Consider the following 16,780-nt stretch of genomic DNA (forward strand, 5'->3'; position numbering starts at 1 on the left):
GCGGGTTCCGACCGCCCGAACCCCGCAGCTGCTGCAGTCTCACCGGGAGCGCGGGTCGAGGACCCGGGACTTGGCGCGCGCGTACTCCTGCGGGGTCAGCGCGCCCGCGGCGTGCAGGGCGTGCAGGCGCTCCAGCTCGTCGACGACCGACTCGCCCGGGCCCGTGTCCGGCCCGGGGGCGGACGCGCGCTCCCCCGCCGGGCGGCCGTCGGGGGCGTCGTCGTCCGGCAGCGGCAGCGCCAGCCGCACCGCGGCCTCCCGGGCCCGGCGCCCGGCGGCGGTCGGCGGGAGCGCCGGCACGACCACGCGCAGCCGCTCCGGGTCGTCGGGCCGGAGCGGGTCGTAGTACGCCCGCGGGGTCTGCTTGAACGCCTCGCGCGGCACCTCGGTCCGCACGGCGTGCCGGACGCCGGCCGCGTCCGCGAAGTGCACGGTCGCCCGGCACCGCGTGCCGCCGACGTCCTCGTAGTCCCGCACGCGCGCCCAGGTCCCGGTCAGGCCCGCCACGCGCGCCGTCAGCCCGGACCGCCGCGCGCTGCGCAGCCCGCCCACGACCGCCCACAGCAGCCCGGCGACCAGCAGGACCGTCACGACCAGCACCCGCCACCGGACCGCCTCCGGGGTGTTCAGCCCGTCGGCGACGGCCCCCGTCCAGCCGCTGCGCAGCGCGCCCGCGCCGAGCGCGACCACGAGGCCCGGCGTGGCGCCGCGGGCGAGGTTGTACAGCGCGGCCCCGGTCCCGGCCAGGACCATCCCGCCCAGGGGGTAGCCGGCGCCCGCGAAGTCGTCCGTCGCGCACGTCCCCGCCGCGCACTCCCAGCGGACCAGCGTCGCGTCGTGGGCGCCGAGCCGCAGCAGCCACCACGCGAGCGCCCCGAGGCCGGCGACGAGCAGCAGGTGGACGAGGGTGCGCCGGCGCGTCCCGGGCAGGGTCGGCGGATCGGTCACGGGAGTGCTCACGGGCGTCCATCCTGCCCGCACACCGCCGCGGCCGCCTCGTCATCGGGCGGACACATCGCCGGTCTAGCCTGCGGACATGCCCGCGATCGCCGCCCACGCCCGCACCGTCCCGGCCTCCGGGATCCGCCGGATCACCGAGCTCGCGTGGTCGCTGCCGGGGACCGTCGTGCTGAGCGTGGGCGAGCCCGACCTGCCCACGGCGCCGCACGTGCTCGCCGCCGCGCAGGACGCCCTGGCCCGCGACGACACCCGGTACACCCCGAACGGCGGCATCGCCCCGCTGCGGGACGCGGTCGCCGCGTGGCTGGACCCGGAGCACGCGCTGCCCGTGCGCCGGGACAACGTGTGGGTGACGGCGGGCGGGGCGCAGGCCCTGCACCTGGCGCTGAGCCTGACGGTCGGCGCGGGCGACGGCGTCCTGGTGCCGGACCCGGGGTACCCGCCGTTCACGATGGCGACGCAGCTGCTCCAGGCCGAGGCCCAGCCGTACGTGCTGCGGCCGGAGGACGGCTTCCTGCCGGACCCGGCGGCGGTCGAGGCGGCGATCACCGACCGGACGCGGGTGCTGCTGCTCAACTCGCCGTCGAACCCCCTCGGCACGAGCCTGCCGGCGGACCTGGTCGCGGAGCTGGTGGACCTGGCCCGGCGGCACGACCTGTGGGTGCTGTCCGACGAGTGCTACGCCGCGTTCACCTACGACGCGCCGCACGTCCCCGCCGCGCGGTTCGACGCCGACGGCCGGGTGCTGACCCTGCACACCTTCTCGAAGACGCACGCGATGACGGGCTTCCGGGTCGGGCTGCTCGTGGTGCCGGACGTGCTCGCGCCGCTGATGCCGACGGTGCAGGAGGCGATCGTGTCCTGCGTGAACAGCCCGGCGCAGCACGCGGCCCTCGCGGCGCTGACCGGACCGCAGGACGCGGTCGACCACGCCCGCCGGACGTACCGCGCGCACCGGGACCTGGCCACCGCGGTCCTCGACGAGCGCGGCATCCCGTGGCTGCCCGCGGCGGGCGGCATCTACCTGTGGGCGGACGTGTCGCACGCGTCCGGCGGGGACGTCGCGGCGTGGGCCGAGGACCTCGTGCGGTCGCAGGGCGTCGCCGTCGCGCCGGGCTCGGCGTTCGGGCCGGCGGGCGAGGGCTGGGTCCGCATCTCGCTCACGGCGAGCGCCGCCGACCTGTGCGCGGGGCTGACCCGGCTCCCGGCGCGGACCGCCGCTCCCGCGCCCGCCCGCTGACCCGCTCAGGCCCCGAGCGCCGCCTCGAACGCCGCCAGCACCCCCGGCGAGAACAGCACGAACCGCGCGAGGTCCACCGCACCCGGGTGCGCGGCGTCCCAGTCGCGCACCGCCCGCACCGCGACGTCCGCGACCGTGCCCGCCGGCCAGCCGTAGACGCCCGCGCTCACCGCGGGGAACGCGACCGTCCGCGCCCCGACCTCCGCCGCCACGTCGAGCGACCGCGCGAAGCACGACCGCAGCAGCGCCGGGTCCGTCTGCCCGGCCCGCGCGTCCGGCCCCACGGTGTGGATCACCCACCGCGCCGCCAGCCGCCCCGCGCCGGTCGCCACGGCGTCCCCGGTGGGCAGCCCGTCCGGCAGCACCGTGCGGCGCAGCTCCCGGCACGCGGCCAGCAGCCCGGGCCCGGCCGCGGCGTGGATGGCGCCGTCCACGCCCCCGCCGCCCAGCAGCGTGGAGTTCGCGGCGTTCACGACGGCGTCCACGTCCTGCCCGGTGATGTCGCCGGCCACGGCCTCGATGCGCATGCCCCCATCGTCGCGCGGGTGCGACCGGTTCGTCCTACCGTGAGCAGGGACGGCCCAGGACGAGCCCCCGGGAGGACCCGAGATGACCGAACCCGTGCACGACGGCCGCACGGACGTGCCCGAGCTCGAGTACGACGAGACGGTCCCGCCCCGCCCGGAGGAGGAGGTCGCCGACGTCGCGCGCGCCGTCCCGGACCGGTCCGGGCACGGGGACCCCGGGACCGAGGCCGGGGTCGACGCCGGCGAGGCGCGGCTCCAGCCCTGACCGCGACCCGTGGGGCATGCTGACCCGGTGCAGATCCGGCGGGCCCACGAGGACGACTGGCCGAGCGTGCGCGAGGTCCGGCTGCGCGCCCTCCGGGAGGACCCGGCGGCGTTCGGCTCGTCGCTGGCGCGCGAGGAGATGTTCACGGAGTCGCACTGGCGGATGCGCGTGCGCGGCGCCGCGACCTGGCTGGCCGTCGACGACGACGGCGTGCCGCGCGGCCTCGTCGGCATGATCCAGGAGCCGGGCTCCCCCACGTCGGACCGGCACGTCGTGCAGCTCTGGGTCGCACCGGAGGTCCGCCGCCGCGGGATCGGGTGGGCGCTGCTCGACGCCGTGCGGGCGGCGGCCCGCGCCGAGGGGGCGTCGACGGTGTCGCTGTGGGTCGCGGACGGCAACCACGCGGCGGGCGACCTGTACGTGCGGGCGGGGTTCGAGCGGACGAACGAGCGGCACGCCGCGACGCCGTCCCGGGTGGAGGAGCGGCTGGTCCTGCGCCTGGGGTGACCGGCCGGGCGCGCGGCCCCGCGCTCAGTCCCCCGGCGCCGACTCCAGCAGCAGCGTCACCGGCCCGTCGTTCACCAGCTCGACGGCCATGTCCGCCCCGAAGACCCCGGTCGCGACGGTGAGCCCGCGCGCCCGCAGGTCCGCGACCACCGCGTCGACCAGCGGCTCTGCGACCAGTCCCGGCGCGGCGGCGTTCCACGTGGGGCGGCGGCCCTTGCGGGCGTCGCCGTAGAGCGTGAACTGGCTGACCACCAGCACGGGCGCCCCGACCTCGACCGCGGACCGCTCGTCGCGCAGGATGCGCAGCTCGGCGATCTTCCGGGCGATGTGCTCGACCTGCGCCGGCCCGTCGCCCGGCGTGACGCCGACCAGCACGACCAGGCCGGGGCCGTCGAACGACCCGACGACCTCGCCGTCGACGGTCACGGACGCGCGCGTGGCCCGCTGGACGACCGCCCTCACGCGGCGGGCCCGAACGTCGGCACCACCGCGCCGACGGGCTCGCCGTGCCCGAGCACCGGCACGTCACCGAGCGCGGCCACGAGCGACGCCTCGACCCCCGCGACCCGCAGCGCCGCCGCGAGCACGGCCGGGCGTGGGCGCGGGCCGCCGTCGGCGACCTTGAACGCGAGCGCGGACCCGTCGGGCAGCCCCGCGGCGTAGACGCCGTCGGCACCGTCCTTCGCGACCAGCCCCGGCACGGCGCGCATCGCGCGGGTGACGTCCCGCCGCTCCCCGCCGACCAGCCCGGGGTGCGCGGACATCGCCGTCGCGACCCGCGCGGGCGGCGTGCCGGGCTCGCGCTCCGGGGCCGTGGCGATCCGCGCGAACGCCCGGGCGAGGCCGATCAGCGTCGTCGAGAACAGCGCGGCGCCGCAGCCGTCGACGGTGGTGTGCCAGGCCTGGGCGCCGGTGAGCTCCTCGATCGCGGCGCGGCAGGCGACCTGGACGGGGTGCTCCGGCTCGCGGTAGCCCGCGGGCTCCCAGCCGGGTTCGCCGGCGTGGGTCAGGCAGGTCGCGAGCATCGCGGCGTGCTTCCCGGAGCAGTTCTGCGCGACCGGCTCGGGGCCGTGACCGTCCTGCCGCCAGGCGAACGCGGCGTCCGGGTCCAGCGGCATGTCGGGGGTGTTGTCGAGGTCGGACTCGTCCAGCCCGAACGCGAGCAGCGTCTCGCGGACCACCCGCAGGTGCTCCGGGGTGCCGTCGTGGCTGGCGCAGGCGAGCGCGAGGTGCACGCCGTCCAGGTCGAGCCCGGCGCGCAGCATCCCCACCGCCTGCAGCGGCTTGAGCGAGGACCGCGCGAGCACGGTGACCTCCGGGTCGCCGAGCGCGAGCCGCACGTCGCCGTCCGGCCCGAGCACGACGAGGTGCCCGGCGTGCACCGACTCGACGAGGTCGCCGCGGACCACGCGGGCCAGCGGCACCGCGGCCGAGCCGACGTCGCCGGCCCCCTCGGCGTGCCGCGCGACCACCGCGGCCGCGGCGTCGTGCAGCCGCTGAGCGATCTGCGGGCCGCCGGGACGCGGCACGGTCACCACCCGCCGCGGGAGGGACCGCCGCCCGAGCCGCCGGACCCGCGCCCGCCGCCGCGCCGCCCCGAGTACGGCGCGATCGCCGGGCGCACGTCCACCAGGTAGACGATCGCGGCGACCGCGCTGAGCAGCGCGAGGAACAGCGGGAGGAACGCGAAGCCGAGCGGCGGCGGCACGGCGAGGAACGCGACCACGGTCGCGAACGCCAGCACGATGGTCCAGACCTGCTTGGTCCGCTTGCCGGCCGTGGTGAACGCGGACGCCGGGCGCCGGAGCGCGTCGACGAGCGCCCAGACCGCCAGCACGAGGATGACGAGGCTGAAGGCGAGCAGCAGGAGGACCTGCACGGAGCCGAAGATCACGCCGGGAAGCCTACGGTGCCGCGCCGCCGGGCACGAGGCGTCACAGCTCCGGCAGCGCCTCGCGGGCCGCCCGCGGGTCCACCCCGCTCGCCTCCAGCAGGTCCACCACGAGGGACCGGAGCAGCAGCACGAGGCTCTGCGCCTGCCAGTCGTCCGGGCTCAGCACGAACGGGTCGAGGTCACCCGCCAGCCGCAGCAGCTCCTCGCGGGACCGCAGCGGCTCGGCCCCGGCACCGAGCGCGGCGGCGAGCGCGTCCGCGGCGAGCGCCACCCGGTCCACGGCGTCGGCGACCGCCCCGAGGTCGTGCGGCGGCTCGGCCTCGACGGTGGCGAGCCCGCGCCGGGCCAGCACCCGCGCGTTCCGGACGGCCCGGTCCACCCGCACCGCCGACTGCCCGATCCACGCGAGCTCCGTGCGGTGCCGGCGCGCGGCCGGGGACACCCGCGCGAGGTCGCTCGCGGACGCCGCGGCGTCGTGCCACTCGTCCAGCGCGGGCTGCGAGGCCCGGCCGCGGACGAGGGCGTCCTCGACGTCGGCCGCCGAGCGGGTGCGCATGCCGCGGGCGAGCAGGCGGAGCATCCCCGCGAGCTCCTCGACGGCGTCCCGGCCCTGCGCGCGCGGCCGGCGGCGCGGGTCGCTCGGGGTCAGCGCCGCGACGGCCAGCGCCACGACGCCGCCGACGACCGCGTCCGTCCACCGCCCGACCGGCCCGCCGGAGGCGCCGACGACCGGCAGCCCGACGATGACGATGGCCTGCACGCCGGCCTGCGTGGTGAGCATCGGCCCGCGGTCCAGGAACCGGGCGGTCAGCGCCGCGACCCCGAGCACGAGCGCGACCTGCCACGGCCCGGTGCCGATGCCGTGCACCACGAGGTCGCCCAGCGCGACCCCGAGCGCCACGCCCACCGCGAGCTCGGCCACCCGGCGCAGGTCGCGGTCCGCGGTGAAGCCCAGCGCGACCCACGCGCTGACCGGCGCGAAGAACGGGGCGCTGTGCCCGAGCACGTAGTACCCGATCGCGTAGGCGATGCCGGCGGCCACCACCGCCTGCAGCACCGGCACGAACGCGGTGCGGACCCGCGACCAGCCCTGGCGGGCGCGCGCGGCGAGCTGCACCCGGACCGACGACGGGCCCCGGGGCGCGCGGGCGCTCACAGCATCGGGTGCCCGCCCAGGCCGCGCGTGAGCGGTCCGTGGGCGGCGGGCCGGTCGACGGACACGCCGTCGCCCGGCACCACGACCTCCTGCCCGGCGGTGATCGCGCCGCCGTCGCAGTCGACGACGACCTCCACGTCGACCGGGGCCGAGCGCTTCACCACGGCGAGCGCGACCGGCCCGAGCTCGTGGTGCCGGGCGATGCTCGTGACCCGGCCGATCTCGCGGCCCGGCTCGCCCGTGGTGAGCAGGTCGCCGAGGTCGCGCACGGCGGCGCCGGTGTCGGGCAGCAGGTGCCCGGACCCGTCGAGGTGCAGCAGCACGAGGCGGCGCGGCGGGCGGCCCATGTTGTGCACCCGCGCGATCGTCTCCTGGCCGCGGTAGCAGCCCTTGTGCAGGTGCACGGCGGTGCGGAGCCAGTCGAGCTCGTGCGGGATCGTGCGGTGGTCGACCTCGCGGCCGGCGCGCGGGCGCCACGCCTCGACGCGGACCGCCTCGCTCGCCCACGTGCCGACCAGCGGCCAGCCGGACGCCTCCCGGGCCCGCACCGCGTCGGCGAGGTCCGCGCGCGGCACCAGCACCAGGCGCCAGGCGCGGTCCGCCCCGGGGTGCTCGTCGTCGGGCAGGCCGTAGCGGGTGCCGCCGGGCAGCGTGCGCGGCCACGGGTCGGCCCACGTCACGGGCTCCCCCTCCGCGCCCTCGGCGGACACCGGCTCGCCGATCGCGGCCCACTCGTCGGTGACGTCCGCGACCTCGACGCGCAGCATGAACCGCATCCGGTCCAGCCAGGCCGCGAGGCCGGGCGCGGTCTCGGAGATCAGCCAGGTCGACGCGCCGTCGTCCACGACCGCCGCCGCGTGCTCGACGTGCCCCTGCGGGCTGAGCACCAGCGTCTCGGTGGACGTGCGCGGCGGCAGGTCCGCGAGCTGCTGCGACGTGATCGAGTGCAGCCAGGTCAGCCGGTCCGGGCCGGTCACCCGCACGACGCCGAGGTGCGACTGGTCCACGACGGCGCCGCCGCGGGTCAGGGCGCGCTGCTCCGCCGTCGGGTCCCCGTAGTGCCAGGCGACGCCGGCGTCCGGTCCGGCCGCGGGCACGGCGCCGCGCCGGTCCAGCAGCGGGCTGCGGTGCCGGGGCGCGGCCTGGGGCTCGCCGTCCACGTCAGTCCTGCACGCGGCTGAGCCGCGCGGACGCGTACGACTGCAGGTCCTGGCCGAACGCCGCGAGGTCGTGGGCCCACATGAGCTCGCCCTGCACCAGGCCCCACAGGCGCTTGCCGCCCGTGACCTCCGCGCCGGTGGCGGTGCGCGCGATGACGTCGCTGACCAGGTCGATCCGCCCGTTGCCGGTCGCGCCCACGTAGACGGCGACGTGCCCCGACGGGTCGGCGAGCAGCAGCTCGACGGGGAACAGGTCCGAGCCCAGGCCGTCGGGCCGCTCCGGCGGGATCCGCCAGAACCCCTGCTCGGTCGACCACACCGGCCCCGGCTCCGCCGCGTCGGCCCCGGGTGCGCCCTCCGCCGGGGTCCCGTCGGCGTCCGCGAGCGCGGAGGCGTCGTCCGGCGCGACGACGAGCCGGATGGTGGACGCGTAGGACAGGTACGGGCCGCCGTCGTGGTCGATCACCACGTCCTGGGTGAACGCCGTCTCCTCGATGCCCGGGTACCCGACGACCCCCTCGCCGTGCCACCGGCCCACGAGCCAGGCCAGCGGGTACATCTCGGGCGCGAGGCCCTCGGGCAGGGTGAACGCCATGGGGTTCCTTCTGGTCAGCGCTGTCCCTTGAACAGCCGGTAGACGACGAAGCCCGCGAACCACGCGATCGCGAGCGCCGAGGCGACGAGCAGACCGATGAACACGATCTCGAGTGCCAACATGCACCGATCCTAACGACGGAACCGTCCCGCGCCTTCCCGTCCGGGCGTGGGCGTGCGTGCGCGGCCGGCCGAGGGGGTACCCGGCGTGCATCCGCGCACGCCGTGCAGCGCCCCGGCTGATCGGGAGCCACCCCCTCGCACGTGGGGGTGGGGCGGGTGCGTGGGGGGGTGCGCGGGGTGAGGCGGGTGCGCGGGGTGAGGCGGGTGCGCGTGGGGCGGGTGCGCGTGGGGCGGGTGGGGTGATCAGGGGCGCGCAGGGCGCAGGCGGACGCCCAGCAGGTACAGCTCGCAGCCGAGGCACAGGCCGAACGCCGCGTTGAGGACGGCCGCCACGAGCGCCAGGGCGGCGGCGACCGGGACCGCCTCAGGGACGCCCAGCAGGGCGAGCACGACCCCCGCGCCGGTGATGACCAGGCCGACGCCCTGCGCGAACCGCGGCGGGCGCGGGTCCTCGAGCTCCGTCGGCGGGGCCAGGCGCGGACGCACGAGGCGGCGGAACAGCAGGCCGGGCACCGAGCCCTGCGCGCCCCGGGCGGCGCCGACGGCGAACAGGGCGGCCACGACGGCGAGGCCCACCGTCGCGGCGGCGCCGGGGAGCAGGAGGACGGCGACGAGCAGCACGGCGGTCACGGCGGCGCCGAACCGCGGGCCGCGGGGGTCGATGCCCGCGGGGGCGGGAGCGGGAGCGGGGGCTGGGCGGCGGTCGGTGGTCACAGGGATCTCCAGGCTGGGGTGGCGGGACGTCGGGGTCGGGCCGCGGCCGCCGGGCGGGACGCCGTCCCCCCGGGGAGGTCGGGTCAGCGCGCGGCGACCGCGCCGGGACACCGCTCCAGCGCGTCGAGCGCCTGCGCCCGGGTGGTCGCCCCGGACGTCCGCCCGCGGACGGACCCGGCGGCGTCGAGCACCAGCACGGTCGGGGTCCGCAGCACGCCGAACCGCCGCACCAGGTCGAGGCGCTCCTCGGCGCGGACCTCGACGTGCGCGACGCCGGGCCGGTCGGCGGCCACGGCGCGGAGCACGGCCGCGGTGCTGCGGCACGGGGCGCACGCCTCGGAGGAGAGCTGCACGAAGGTGGCGGCGGGCCCGAGCGGGGCGCCGAGCTCCGCGGCGGTCAGCGCGTCCGGGGCCGGGCCCGCCGCGACGAACCGGCCGTTCCGCGCGCGCCAGACCAGGCCGGCGACCGCGGCGAGCGCGAGCACGGCCAGGACCAGCAGCACCCGCGACTCCATCTCACCCCACGAGGACGCGCCCGACGACGTACACCAGGATGCCGGTGACGGCGACGGGCAGCACAGCGACCGCCCAGCCCGCGAGACGATGTTCCAGGGCGGGCAGCCGGTCGAACAGCGCGTCCGCGGCGGCGACCAGCACGCCGACCCCGAACCCGAGCAGCCCGCCCGGCAGCAGCCCGACCGCGGGCAGCGCGGCGCCGGCGACGAGGCCCGCGGCGGTGGACGCGCCGAGCGCGGCCCCGGCGGCGGCCCAGCCCCGCAGCGGCAGCGCGGTGAGCGCCGAGCCGACCGCGAGCGCGACGGCCCCGGTCACGACGACGGCGTCCCCGGCGGCGGTGCGCTCGGCGGCGAGCCAGCCGGCGGCGCACACGGCGACCAGCGCCCCCGCGACCGTGCCGGCGACGGACTCCACGAGCCGCTCGCGCCCGTCCCGGCGCGCGAGCTCGGCGACGAACGCGGCGAGCACGGACAGCGCGAACACGACGGGGACGTCGCCGAGCAGCGGCTCGCTCGCGGTGAGGTGCGCGACGACGACGGCCGCCACGCCCGCCAGCCCGATGACGACGCTGCTGCCGATCCGCGCGGGCAGCGCGGCGACACGCGGCAGGCCCAGCGCGAACACCACCGCGAGGACCGCGAGGAGGGCGGCCAGCACGACCCCGTCCCGCCCGGCGAGGGAGACGTCCCCGAGGACGCCGGCGACGGCGACGAGCGTCGCCAGGACCGCCGTGGTCACGGCACGATTCGACGCCTGCACGCGGGCCATCCTCGCAGACCGGGCGCGTCCGTCCCGCACGGTCGGGCGCCGGGGTCGCGCGCGGAGCGGTTCGGCCCCGGTCGTCGCCCGGCGGGACGAATGTGACGAACGGGGTCACTTCGGTGTGACGTCCACGCGGTACCGTGTCCCCCAATTCGGACGGGGAGGAGGGTCGCCAGTGGCCGACCTGCTGCTGCTCACACCCGCGTCCGGCGGCTCGTCCCAGGTGCTCCCGGCACTCGGGCTGCTGTCCCACCGGGTGCGCGTGCTGCCCGTGGAGCCCTCGGCTCTGGTGGACGCGCCGGACGCCGACATCGTGGTGCTGGACGCACGCCGGGACCTGGTGACCGCGCGCACCACCTGCCGCCTGCTGCGCGCCACCGGGCTGACCGTGCCCCTGGTGCTCGTGCTCACCGAGGGCGGCCTCACGGTCGTCACCGCGGAGTGGGGCGCCGACGACATCGTCCTGGAGAACGCCACGCCGGCGGAGGTCGAGACCCGGTTCCGCCTCGTCATCGAGCGCGCCGCGTCCTCGTCCTACGACGACCAGCCGCAGGAGATCTCGTCCGGCGAGCTGATGATCGACGCCGGCGGGTACACCGCCCGGCTGCGCGGGCGCCCGCTCGACCTCACGTACAAGGAGTTCGAGCTCCTCAAGTACCTGGTCCAGCACCCGGGACGTGTGTTCACCCGGGCGCAGCTGCTCCAGGAGGTCTGGGGCTACGACTACTACGGGGGCACGCGGACGGTCGACGTGCACGTCCGGCGGCTGCGCGCCAAGCTCGGCCCCGAGCACGAGCAGCTCATCGGCACCGTCCGGAACGTGGGCTACCGCTTCGACCCGCCGAAGGACCGGCGCTCGGCCGAGTCCGCCGGCGCCCCCTCGCCCGCCGAGGTCGCGGCCGACGTCTGAGCCGTCCGCTCGGTAGGATCGTCCGCGGTGTGCCGGGAAGTCTGGTCGGCGGTCCACGTCGTCGACCCCAGGAGCCCCCGTGCCGCAGCGCCGCCTCTTCGCCGCCCTCACCCCCGGCGGTGAGCGCAACGTCCTCGACACCCTGCGCGCCGAGCGCACCGGCGGCGTCCTGCTGCTGATCGGTGCCGTGATCGCCCTCCTCTGGGCGAACTCCCCGTGGGCGGCGTCGTACGCGACGGTCTCGGAGAGGGTGATCGGCCCCGCCGCCCTGCACCTCGACCTCACCGTCGCGGGCTGGGCGACCGACGGCCTGCTGGCCGTGTTCTTCTTCGTGGTCGGCCTCGAGCTCAAGCGGGAGATCGTCGCCGGCGAGCTGCGTGAGGCCCGCACCGCGGTCGTCCCCGTGGTGGCCGCCCTGGGCGGGATGGCGGTGCCCGCGCTGCTGTTCGTGCTGGTGAACCTGGGCGCGACGGACGACGCGCTGCGCGGCTGGGCGGTGCCGACGGCGACCGACATCGCGTTCGCCGTCGCCGTGCTGTCGGTCGTCGGCCGCAGCCTGCCGACGTCGCTGCGGGCGTTCCTGCTCACGCTCGCCGTCGTGGACGACCTGCTCGGCATCGTCGTCATCGCGGTCGTCTACACGGACGGGCTGCACCTGGTGTGGCTCGGGGCGTCGCTGGTGGCGGTCGCCGCGTTCGCCGCGCTGGTCCGGGTCCGCCGGCCGGGGCCGGCCGGGCACGCCGCCCTGCTGCTGCTCGCGCTCGCCGCGTGGGGGCTGATGCACGCGTCCGGGGTGCACGCGACGATCGCGGGCGTCCTGCTCGGGCTGACCGCCCCCGCCCTCCCGCGGGCCGGTGAGGACCAGAGCGTCGCCGAGCGGCTGGAGCACCGCTGGCGCCCGGTCTCGGCCGGGTTCGCGGTGCCGGTGTTCGCGCTGTTCGCGGCGGGCGTCCCGCTGTCCGGCGGGGCCGTCGCCGACGCCGTGCGCGACCCGGTGGCGCAGGGCGTCGCGCTCGGGCTGGTCGTCGGCAAGCCGCTCGGCATCCTCGCGGCCACCTGGCTGGTCGCCCGGTTCACGCGGGCGTCGCTCGCGCCCGACCTGCACTGGCGGGACGTCGGCGCGGTCGGCCTGCTCGCGGGCATCGGGTTCACGGTGTCCCTGCTCATCGGCGAGCTGGCGTTCGGCGCGGGCAGCCCGCACGACGAGCACCTCAAGGTCGCCATCCTGCTCGCGTCCACCACGGCGGCGCTGCTCGGCGGCGCGGCGCTCGCGTGGCGGGACCGGCAGCACCGGCAGCCCGGGGTCGGTCCGCGGGGGACGCGGACGCGGTAGGTTCGGCTCCGATGACCGTCGACTCCGCCGCCCTGCTGCTCGACGGCCCGTGGCGGCACCACTTCGTCCCCGCGAACGGCGCCCGGTTCCACGTCGCCGTCGCCGGTCCCGACGACCGTGACGCACCCCTCGTGGTGCTGCTGCACGGCCTGCCGGGGCTGTGGTGGAGCTGGCGGCACCAGCTGCCCGCGGTCGCCGCCGACGGGTACCGCGTCGTCGCGATGGACCTGCGCGGCACCGGCGGCTCCGACAAGCCGCCGATCGGCTACGACGTGCCCACCCTGACCCGTGACGTCGCCGGCGTCGTCCGGTCGCTCGGCTGCGACCGCGCGGTCGTCGTCGGCCACGGCGTCGGCGGCGGCGACGTCGCCTGGGCGATGCCCGCCTACCACCCCGAGCTCACCCGCGGCGTCGCGGCCCTGTCCGCGCCGCACCCGCTGCTGCGCCGGGCCGACCCGCGCTCCGGCCTGCGGGCGCGCGCGGCCCGGCGGATGGCCGCGATCCAGGTGCCGTACCTGCCGGAGCGCGCGATGACCCGCGGCGACCTGGTCGCCCGGCTGCTCCGGGAATGGGGCGGACCGCGCTGGCCGGAGCCCGCGGCCCTGGCCCTGTACCGGCGCGCCGCGCAGGTGCCGTTCGCGGCGCACTCCGCGCTCGAGCAGGTGCGGTGGCTGTACCGCTCGGGCCCGCGCGCCGACGGCCGCCGGTACGCGCACGCGCTGCGCGGGGCCGAGGCGGTGCCGACGCTCCAGGTGCACGGCGGCTCCGACGGCTGCTACCCCGTGTCCCGCGCGATGGCGGACGGCCCGGTGGGGCGCGCGCTGGGGTCGCGGTACCGGTTCGAGATGCTGTCCGGCGCCGGGCACTACCTGCCCGAGGAGGAGCCGGAGCGGGTGACCGCGCTGCTGCGCGACTGGCTGCGCGACCTGCCCTAGGCGGGGTCGCCCGCCGGGACCGGGGGCGCCGGGACGCGCACGAGCGCCGACGGGCAGTCGCGGGTCAGCGGGCAGCTCGCGCAGTCGGGCTTGCGGGCGTGGCAGGTGCGGCGGCCGTGGAAGATCAGCCGGTGGCTGAGCAGCGTCCACTCCGGGCGCGGGATCAGCGCGGCGATGTCCTGCTCGACCTTGACCGGGTCGTCCTCGGTGGTCCAGCCCAGCCGCCGCGCGAGCCGGCCGACGTGGGTGTCCACCGTGATGCCCGGGACGCCGAACGCGTCGCCGAGCACGACGTTCGCGGTCTTGCGGCCGACGCCGGGCAGGATCACGAGGTCCTCGAGCCGCGGCGGCACCTCGCCGTCGAACCGCTCGACGAGCGCCCGGCCGAGCCCCTGCAGCGACCGCGCCTTCGCCCGGAAGAACCCCGTCGGCCGGATGAGGCCCTCCAGCTCCTCGGGGTCGGCGCCCGCGTACCCGGCGGCGTCGGGGTACCGCGCGAACAGCGCCGGGGTGACCTGGTTCACCCGGACGTCCGTGGTCTGCGCCGAGAGCACCGTGGCGACCAGCAGCTCCAGCGGCGTCCGGAAGTCCAGCTCGCACCGCGCGTCCGGCCAGCGCACCGCCAGGGCGCGGTTCACCCGGCGCGCGCGGCGGACCAGCGCGACCGGCGGGCGCCCGGGGCCGTCCGCCGCGGCACCGGCGCGCCCGGTCGCCGGGCGGGCGGGCGGCGCGGGGCTCATCGGCCCAGCGTAGGTCCACCGGGGGACACGGGGTCCTCCCGGCGGGTGACCGGTCGCAGATCACGATGCCAACTGCTCAAGTCGGACATGCCCCGCGTCGAACGAGAGGGTGGACGGCCGGTGGGAGTGCGGGCCGCGGAGGAGGACGGCGGACCCGCATGACCCTGGCCGGCACGGCTGCCGAGCTCGTCGAGCTGCGCCGCCAGCGGGGTGCCCTGCGCCTCGAGCACCAGCACGTGATCCGCTGGCGCCGCCTCGTCCGCGACCGCCTCGAGCTCGCCGTGGCCGCCGCGGCCCCGCCCCAGACGCCCGGCGCCGACCCCGACGTCCGCGACCTGCTCGGCCCGGCCCCGGACGTGCCGCCCGCCGCGGAGCTCGCCGCCGCCGTCCGCGGCGCGCTGCCGATCGCGGAGGTGCACGAGCTCCCGCGGCTCCGCGACCTGGACACCCGCCTCGCCCGGTACGAGACCCGCCTGGCCGACGCGCTGCGCGAGCTGACCGACCGGTACATCGAGCAGCTCGCCCGCGACGTCACGGACGGCGGCGTCGGCGTCCTGCGCGGTGCTGCCCGCGCCTGATGAGGCACACTGAGGGACGTCACATCCCGGTCAGAAGGTGAGGTTCCTCCCGTGGAGGACGACGTCGTGCTCACGGCGCCCCTGTTCGCGAACATGGACCCCGAGGCATCCCGCACGCTGCTCGCCTCGATGGCGCCGCTGCACGTCGCCCGCGGCGAGGTGCTGTTCCACGAGGGCGAGCCGGGCGACCGCCTGTACGTGATCCGCTCCGGCAAGATCAAGCTCGGCCGCCGCTCCACGGACGGCCGCGAGAACCTGCTCGCCGTGCTCGGCCCCGGCGAGATGTTCGGCGAGCTGTCGCTGTTCGACCCCGGCCCGCGCACCGCCACGGCCACCGGCCTCGCGGACGCCGTGGTGCTCGAGCTCGGGCACCACGACCTCATCCCGTGGCTCGAGCAGAACCCGACGGTGGCGAAGCACCTGCTCGGCGCGCTCGGCCGCCGGCTGCGCCGCACGAACGACGCGCTCGCCGACCTCGTCTTCTCGGACGTGCCCGGTCGCGTGGCCAAGGCCCTGCTCGACCTGTCGCACCGGTTCGGCCAGCAGACCGACGAGGGCGTGCGGGTCGCGCACGACCTCACGCAGGAGGAGCTCGCGCAGCTCGTCGGCGCCAGCCGGGAGACCGTGAACAAGGCGCTCGCCGACTTCGCCGCCCGCGGCTGGGTCCGCCGGGAGGGGCGCGCGATCGTGCTGCTCGACCTCGAGCGGCTGGAGCGCCGGGCGCGCTGAGGCCGGCCCCGACGACGACGGCCCGGTCGCGTCCCCTCGGGGAGCGGCCGGGCCGTCGCGCTGCGTGCGGGGGTCAGCCCTCCGGGGCGAGCTCCACGACGATCTCGACCTCGACCGGCGAGTCCAGCGGCAGCACCGCGACGCCGACCGCGGACCGCGCGTGCACGCCCGCGTCGCCGAACACCTCCTGCAGGAGGGTGCTCGCGCCGTTGATGACGCCGGGCTGGCCGGTGAACGACGGGTCGGAGGCGACGAAGCCCACGACCTTGACGACCCGGACCACGCGGTCCAGGTCCCCGACCAGCGAGGCGACCGCGGCGACCGCGTTGAGGGCGGCGGTGCGGGCGAGGTCCTGCGCGGTCTCCGGGGACACCAGGCCCGGGCCGGTGCCGACCTTGCCGGTGACGGGCAGCTCGCCGGCGACGAACGGCAGCTGCCCCGAGGTGTGCACGTACGGCCCGGTGCGGACCGCCGGGACGTAGGCGGCGACGGGCGCCGCGACCTGCGGCAGCTCGACGCCGAGCGCGGCGAGACGGTCCAGGACGCTCACTTCTCGCCCGTCGGGCGCTTGAGGTAGGCGACGAGCCCGGTCTCGGACTGCAGCACCTGGACGAGCTCCCAGCCGTCCTGACCCCACTGGTCGAGGATCGCCTTGGTGGCGTGGACGATGAGGGGGACGGTCGCGTACTCCCACGTGGTGGTGGCCATGGGCGCCACCCTAGCCGTGCGGCAGCGGCGCGCGTCAGGTGGCGAGCGCCTGCGGTGCCGCCGACGCGCCGGCCGGGTCGCCCGCGTCCGGCCCGCCGGGCCGGTCCGGGCCGAACAGCTCGTCCCACCACGACTCGACCTCGGGTCGCCGGCGGCGCAGCGCCCGCCGCTCCCGCTCGGTCATCCCGCCCCAGACCCCGAAGTCCGCGCGGGAGTCCAGGGCGTCCGCCAGGCACTCCATCCGCACCACGCACGCGCCGCACACCGAGCGCGCGTCGCGCTGCGCCGCGCCCTCGACGAACAGCGCGTCGGGCGCCACCTTGCCCTGGCCGCACGCGGCTCGCGCGGTCCAGTGGCCGTCCGGCCCCGCCATCGACATGCCCACACCTCGTCCCTGAGTACCGGGACGGGCCGCACCGCCGTCGGCAC

23 protein-coding genes are annotated in these 16,780 nt (G+C 77.7%); 8 read left to right on the forward strand and 15 right to left on the reverse strand.

Translation table 11 applies throughout. From position 1 onward, the window contains the following. Window positions 1-39: 39 nt before the first annotated feature. Entirely contained in the window at window positions 40-960 is a 921-nt protein-coding gene (locus tag HNR08_RS06785) for an SHOCT domain-containing protein (RefSeq protein WP_146837238.1), read from the reverse strand. 76 nt (window positions 961-1,036) lie between these two features. Between HNR08_RS06785 and HNR08_RS06790 the strand changes: the two genes are divergently transcribed. After that, on the forward strand, window positions 1,037-2,200 hold the full coding sequence (locus tag HNR08_RS06790; protein ID WP_146837240.1) for a pyridoxal phosphate-dependent aminotransferase: 1,164 nt from the start codon (window positions 1,037-1,039) through the stop codon (window positions 2,198-2,200). Between the two features lie 5 nt (window positions 2,201-2,205). Here HNR08_RS06790 and HNR08_RS06795 read toward each other — a convergent pair whose 3' ends face one another. Next, complete coding sequence (locus HNR08_RS06795; protein WP_146837243.1) at window positions 2,206-2,727, reverse strand: O-acetyl-ADP-ribose deacetylase; 522 nt, start codon at window positions 2,725-2,727, stop codon at window positions 2,206-2,208. An 82-nt stretch (window positions 2,728-2,809) separates the two neighbouring features. On the opposite strand from HNR08_RS06795, the gene HNR08_RS06800 reads away from it, so the two are divergent. Beyond that, entirely contained in the window at window positions 2,810-2,992 is a 183-nt protein-coding gene (locus HNR08_RS06800; protein WP_146837246.1) for a hypothetical protein, read from the forward strand. Window positions 2,993-3,019: 27 nt separating this feature from the next. Continuing rightward, complete coding sequence (locus HNR08_RS06805) at window positions 3,020-3,499, forward strand: GNAT family N-acetyltransferase (RefSeq protein ID WP_146837249.1); 480 nt, start codon at window positions 3,020-3,022, stop codon at window positions 3,497-3,499. Window positions 3,500-3,523: 24 nt separating this feature from the next. On the opposite strand, the gene dtd is transcribed toward HNR08_RS06805, so the two are convergent. The 9 genes from dtd to HNR08_RS06850 form a co-directional block, all read right to left on the reverse strand. Beyond that, complete coding sequence (dtd, locus tag HNR08_RS06810) at window positions 3,524-3,961, reverse strand: D-aminoacyl-tRNA deacylase (RefSeq protein WP_146837252.1); 438 nt, start codon at window positions 3,959-3,961, stop codon at window positions 3,524-3,526. Continuing rightward, window positions 3,958-5,028 (reverse strand): asparaginase, encoded by a 1,071-nt coding sequence (locus tag HNR08_RS06815; protein ID WP_307724255.1) that lies wholly within the window; start codon window positions 5,026-5,028, stop codon window positions 3,958-3,960. Before HNR08_RS06815 ends, dtd begins: the two co-directional genes overlap by 4 nt. Before the next feature lie 2 nt (window positions 5,029-5,030). Beyond that, entirely contained in the window at window positions 5,031-5,393 is a 363-nt protein-coding gene (locus HNR08_RS06820) for a DUF2516 family protein (RefSeq protein ID WP_246803053.1), read from the reverse strand. A gap of 40 nt (window positions 5,394-5,433) precedes the next feature. Then, the gene (locus HNR08_RS06825) at window positions 5,434-6,549 is read right to left on the reverse strand and encodes an FUSC family protein (RefSeq protein ID WP_146837255.1); all 1,116 of its coding nucleotides are present in this window, start codon (window positions 6,547-6,549) and stop codon (window positions 5,434-5,436) included. Further along, window positions 6,546-7,709 carry a CAF17-like 4Fe-4S cluster assembly/insertion protein YgfZ gene (gene ygfZ, locus HNR08_RS06830; protein WP_246803054.1) on the reverse strand — a complete coding sequence of 388 codons (1,164 nt, stop codon included), beginning with the start codon at window positions 7,707-7,709 and terminating at the stop codon, window positions 6,546-6,548. The genes HNR08_RS06825 and ygfZ overlap by 4 nt, the downstream gene beginning before the upstream one ends. Window position 7,710: 1 nt before the next feature. Continuing rightward, the gene (locus HNR08_RS06835; RefSeq protein ID WP_146837258.1) at window positions 7,711-8,304 is read right to left on the reverse strand and encodes a heme-binding beta-barrel domain-containing protein; all 594 of its coding nucleotides are present in this window, start codon (window positions 8,302-8,304) and stop codon (window positions 7,711-7,713) included. A 365-nt stretch (window positions 8,305-8,669) separates the two neighbouring features. Continuing rightward, the gene (locus HNR08_RS06840; RefSeq protein WP_146837260.1) at window positions 8,670-9,140 is read right to left on the reverse strand and encodes a DUF4395 domain-containing protein; all 471 of its coding nucleotides are present in this window, start codon (window positions 9,138-9,140) and stop codon (window positions 8,670-8,672) included. 83 nt (window positions 9,141-9,223) lie between these two features. After that, window positions 9,224-9,643 (reverse strand): thioredoxin family protein, encoded by a 420-nt coding sequence (locus HNR08_RS06845; protein WP_246803055.1) that lies wholly within the window; start codon window positions 9,641-9,643, stop codon window positions 9,224-9,226. A 13-nt stretch (window positions 9,644-9,656) separates the two neighbouring features. Next, window positions 9,657-10,394, reverse strand: a complete 738-nt coding sequence (locus tag HNR08_RS06850; RefSeq protein WP_246803056.1) for a hypothetical protein — start codon at window positions 10,392-10,394, stop codon at window positions 9,657-9,659. Window positions 10,395-10,593: 199 nt separating this feature from the next. On the opposite strand from HNR08_RS06850, the gene HNR08_RS06855 reads away from it, so the two are divergent. The 3 genes from HNR08_RS06855 (at window position 10,594) to HNR08_RS06865 (ending at window position 13,596) form a co-directional block, all read left to right on the forward strand. Further along, window positions 10,594-11,328: a winged helix-turn-helix transcriptional regulator gene (locus tag HNR08_RS06855; RefSeq protein ID WP_146837269.1), complete on the forward strand. Its 735-nt coding sequence runs from the start codon at window positions 10,594-10,596 to the stop codon at window positions 11,326-11,328. A gap of 79 nt (window positions 11,329-11,407) precedes the next feature. Then, window positions 11,408-12,661: a Na+/H+ antiporter NhaA gene (gene nhaA / locus HNR08_RS06860; RefSeq protein WP_146837272.1), complete on the forward strand. Its 1,254-nt coding sequence runs from the start codon at window positions 11,408-11,410 to the stop codon at window positions 12,659-12,661. An 11-nt stretch (window positions 12,662-12,672) separates the two neighbouring features. Then, a complete protein-coding gene (locus HNR08_RS06865) occupies window positions 12,673-13,596 on the forward strand; it encodes an alpha/beta fold hydrolase (RefSeq protein WP_146837275.1) in 924 nt (307 codons plus the stop codon). Here HNR08_RS06865 and nth read toward each other — a convergent pair. After that, window positions 13,593-14,336: an endonuclease III gene (gene nth / locus HNR08_RS06870; protein ID WP_146837278.1), complete on the reverse strand. Its 744-nt coding sequence runs from the start codon at window positions 14,334-14,336 to the stop codon at window positions 13,593-13,595. The two genes, HNR08_RS06865 and nth, sit on opposite strands and share 4 nt — an antisense overlap. 158 nt (window positions 14,337-14,494) lie before the next feature. Here nth and HNR08_RS06875 point away from each other — a divergent pair, with 158 nt between their 5' ends. Further along, on the forward strand, window positions 14,495-14,914 hold the full coding sequence (locus tag HNR08_RS06875) for a hypothetical protein (RefSeq protein WP_146837282.1): 420 nt from the start codon (window positions 14,495-14,497) through the stop codon (window positions 14,912-14,914). Window positions 14,915-14,965: 51 nt separating this feature from the next. Next, on the forward strand, window positions 14,966-15,643 hold the full coding sequence (locus tag HNR08_RS06880) for a Crp/Fnr family transcriptional regulator (RefSeq protein WP_146837285.1): 678 nt from the start codon (window positions 14,966-14,968) through the stop codon (window positions 15,641-15,643). Between the two features lie 73 nt (window positions 15,644-15,716). Here the strand turns inward: HNR08_RS06880 and HNR08_RS06885 are convergent, their stop codons facing one another. The 3 genes from HNR08_RS06885 to HNR08_RS06895 are packed head-to-tail and all read right to left on the reverse strand — an operon-like array spanning window position 15,717 to window position 16,724. Continuing rightward, entirely contained in the window at window positions 15,717-16,193 is a 477-nt protein-coding gene (locus HNR08_RS06885) for a RidA family protein (protein ID WP_146837288.1), read from the reverse strand. Further along, the gene (locus tag HNR08_RS06890) at window positions 16,190-16,351 is read right to left on the reverse strand and encodes a Sp36 family protein (RefSeq protein WP_146837291.1); all 162 of its coding nucleotides are present in this window, start codon (window positions 16,349-16,351) and stop codon (window positions 16,190-16,192) included. Before HNR08_RS06890 ends, HNR08_RS06885 begins: the two co-directional genes overlap by 4 nt. 34 nt (window positions 16,352-16,385) lie before the next feature. Further along, the gene (locus HNR08_RS06895; protein ID WP_210737102.1) at window positions 16,386-16,724 is read right to left on the reverse strand and encodes a WhiB family transcriptional regulator; all 339 of its coding nucleotides are present in this window, start codon (window positions 16,722-16,724) and stop codon (window positions 16,386-16,388) included. Window positions 16,725-16,780: the final 56 nt, after the last annotated feature.

Origin of the sequence: Cellulomonas hominis (assembly GCF_014201095.1) — a bacterium.
Lineage (GTDB): Bacteria > Actinomycetota > Actinomycetes > Actinomycetales > Cellulomonadaceae > Cellulomonas > Cellulomonas hominis.